Below are 3,151 nucleotides of genomic sequence, written 5' to 3'. Positions count from 1 at the left end.
CCAGGTCGACCGGCTGCTGGTGCTGTTCCCGCTGCTGGCCATCGCCGGCCTGGCCGGGCTGGCCACCCGCGCCGCGGCCCGCCTGCTGCGCCGCGCCCGCCCGCCGCTGACCGCCGCCTCGGCGGCCCGGCCGGCGCCGGTCCTGGCCCTGCGCCGGCTGGTCGCCGCCCCACGGACGGTCCTGCTGCTGGTCACCGGGTCGGCGGTGGCGCTCGGGCTGCTGACCTACTCGGGGACCCTGGTCGCCTCCACCGGGTCGGGGGCCGTCGACAAGGCCAGGGTCCTGGTCGGCAGCGACACCAACCTCCAGCTCCTCGGCGAGGCCCCGCCGGGCGTCACCGCCGGGCTGCCGGCGACCGTGGTGCGGCGGTTCCAGGAGGTCAGGCTGACGCTCGACTCCCGGCCGGTGGACATGATCGGGGTCGACCCGGCGAGCTTCGCGAGCGGCGCCTTCTGGCGCCAGGGGTTCGCCGACGCCTCCCTCGGCCGCCTGCTCGGGCGGCTGGATCAGGCCCCGCCGGGCCGGCTGGCCGCCGTCCTGGCCGGTCCGGCGGTGGCCGACGCCCGCGCCGTGGACGTCGGCCGGGTCCGCCTGGCCGTGACGGTGGTGGCCACGGCCAGGGCGTTCCCGGGCATGACCTCGAGCGACCGGAGCCTGCTGGTGGTCTCCTCGGCCGGGTTCGACGCGGCCGCGGGACGCAAGCGCTACCAGGCCAGCTGGTGGACCGAGCTGTGGGCCAGGGGCGACCCGGGAGCGGCCCTGGCCGCCCTGCGCCGGGCCGGGCAGGCGCCGGCGGCCGTGACCACCGCCGCCGGCCAGATGCGGACGGCGGCGTTCGTGGCCCAGGCCTGGACCTTCCGGCTGCTGTCGGCCCTTGGCGTCCTGGCCGGGATGGTCGCCCTGGTCGGCCTGGTCCTCTACGCCCAGGCCCGCCAGCGGGGCCGGGTCATCGCCTACGCCCTGACCAGGCGGATGGGCCTGAGCCGGGCCGCCCACCGCCGCTCGGTCTTCTGGGAGCTGGCCGGCCTGCTGGGCTTCGCCTTCCTGCTCGGCGCCGGCCTGGCCGTGGTCGCCGCCGCAGCCGTCCTGCCCCGCCTCGACCCCATGCCCGAGCTCCCACCGAGCCTCGGGCTCGAGCTCCCGGGCGCGGTGCTCGCGGGCACCCTGGGCTGCGTCCTGCTGGCCGCCCTGGCCGGTGCCGTGCTGGTCCAGCGGGCCGCCGACCGGGCGAAGGTCGCCGAGGTGATGCGTCTTGTCGGCTGAGGCGGCGGCCAGCTGCAGCGGGCTGGTCAAGATCTACTGGACCGCCACCGGCGAGGTCCATGCCCTCAAGGGGGTCGACGCGGTGTTCCCGGCGGCGGCGGTGAGCGCCGTGGTCGGCCCCTCCGGCTCGGGCAAGTCCTCGCTGCTGCGCATCCTGGCCGCCCTGGACCGGCCGACCGCCGGGCAGGTCCAGATCGGCGGGGTGCGGCTGTCGGGCCTGTCGGTGACCCGACTGCGCCGGGTCCGTCGGCGGCTGCTCGGCTACGTGTTCCAGCGGCCGGCCGACAACCTGATCCCCTACCTGACCGTGGCCGAGCACCTGCGGCTGGCGGCGCGGCTGCGCGGCGGGCGGGCGGCCGGCACCGACGACGGCGCCGAGCTGCTGGAGCTGCTCGGGCTGGCCGACCGCCGCCACCACCGGCCGCGCGAGCTCGCCGGGGGCGAGCAGCAGCGGCTGGCCTTTGCCAGGGCCGTGGTCGGCGGCCCGCCGCTGGTGGTGGCCGACGAGCCGACCGCCGAGCTCGACCGCGCCGCGGGGGCGGCCCTGCTGGCGGCCGTTCGGGCCCTCGCCGCCCGCGGCACCGCGCTCGTGCTCGCCACCCATGACCCGGCGGTGGTCGCCCTGGCCGAGCGGACCCTCTACCTGCGCCACGGGGCGATGGAGGCGGAGGCGACCAGGCAGGAGGCGCTCTCGGTGATCGACGAGGCCGGCCGGGTCCAGCTGCCGCCCGAGGCGCTGGGGTTGTTCCCCGACCGGCGGGCCAGGATCGGCGTCGAGCAGGGCCGGGTCTGGATCGGTCCGCCGTGACCACGGAGGGGTTCGGGGAACCCCAGGGGGGTGCCCCGATCAGTCAGGTGGTGGTCGAGGCGGCCGGGCTGCGCAAGTCCTACCGGCGCGGTCCCGAGGAGGTCCTGGCCCTGCGCCATGCCGACCTGATCCTGCAGGCCGGCGAGCTGGTCGCCCTGGTCGGCCCGTCCGGGTCCGGGAAGACCACCCTGCTGAACCTGCTGTGCGGCTGGGAGCGGCCCGACGGCGGGCGCCTCTCCGGGCCCTCGGCGCCGGACGGGGGAGCGCCAGCCTGGGACGCGGTGGCCGTGGTGCCCCAGGACCTCGGCCTGGTCGACGAGCTCAGCGTGGCCGAGAACGTCCTGCTGCCGCTGTGGCTGGCCGGCCGCCTGGACGGTGGCCGGGCCGAGGTGGCGGCCCTGCTGGAGCGGCTCGGCCTGGCCCGGCACGGGGACCGCCTCCCGGCCGAGGTGTCGCTCGGCGAGCGCCAGCGGGTCGCCCTGGCCAGGGCCATGGTCGTCGGTCCCCGGCTGCTGCTGGCCGACGAGCCGACCGGCCACCAGGACGCCGACTGGGCCACGGCGGTGTTCGCCGCCATGGCCGCCCTGACCGCCGAGGGCAGCTGCTGCCTGGTCGCCACCCACAGCGAGGAGCTGCTGGCCAAGGTCGACCGGGTCCTCACCATCGGCGACGGCCGGCTGCCGGCCTACCCTGGGGGCAGCACCTCGGGAGGCAGATGACCAGCCACCAGCCACCAGCTCGCGACGGCCGTGCCCCTGGCCCGGCCCTGGCCGTCGGCGCCGGCGCCGGTCAGGGCGGCGGGGTACGCCGCGGCCGCCTGGTGCCTCGGCTTCGCCGGGTGAGCGCCTGGCAGGTCGCCGCCGACCTGACCGGGCGGCCGGACCCGCACCAGCGGTACGCCGCCTACGCCTCCGGCCTGGCCGTCATGTGGGTGCTGGTCGGGGTGCTCAAGCTGGCCGGCGCGGCCGTGGCCCTGGCCGCGGTCCGGGTCCGGCCCGGGCGGCCGGGCCGGTCGCTGGTCGACTTGGACATCATCATCCCTGCTCAGCGGAGGCGGACGGGAATCGAACCCGCCTGAG

General features: G+C 77.8%; 4 protein-coding genes. All 4 read left to right on the top strand.

Features of this window, described 5'->3' with window-relative positions; genetic code table 11:
- The coding region (locus VF468_17085) for an FtsX-like permease family protein (protein ID HEX5880008.1) at window positions 1–1,264 on the top strand (1,264 nt) is incomplete at its 5' end.
- Entirely contained in the window at window positions 1,254–2,072 is an 819-nt protein-coding gene (locus tag VF468_17080) for an ATP-binding cassette domain-containing protein (protein HEX5880007.1), read from the top strand. The genes VF468_17085 and VF468_17080, both read left to right, overlap by 11 nt.
- Entirely contained in the window at window positions 2,069–2,791 is a 723-nt protein-coding gene (locus VF468_17075) for an ATP-binding cassette domain-containing protein (protein HEX5880006.1), read from the top strand. Before VF468_17080 ends, VF468_17075 begins: the two co-directional genes overlap by 4 nt.
- Complete coding sequence (locus VF468_17070; protein HEX5880005.1) at window positions 2,788–3,150, top strand: hypothetical protein; 363 nt, start codon at window positions 2,788–2,790, stop codon at window positions 3,148–3,150. Before VF468_17075 ends, VF468_17070 begins: the two co-directional genes overlap by 4 nt.
- The last annotated feature ends 1 nt before the right edge of the window (window position 3,151 follow it).

Source organism: Actinomycetota bacterium (assembly GCA_036280995.1).
Taxonomy (GTDB): Bacteria; Actinomycetota; CALGFH01; order CALGFH01; family CALGFH01; genus CALGFH01.
The sequence above is the reverse complement of the archived record's forward strand: the minus strand, read 5'-3'. Positions and strand labels throughout refer to the sequence as shown.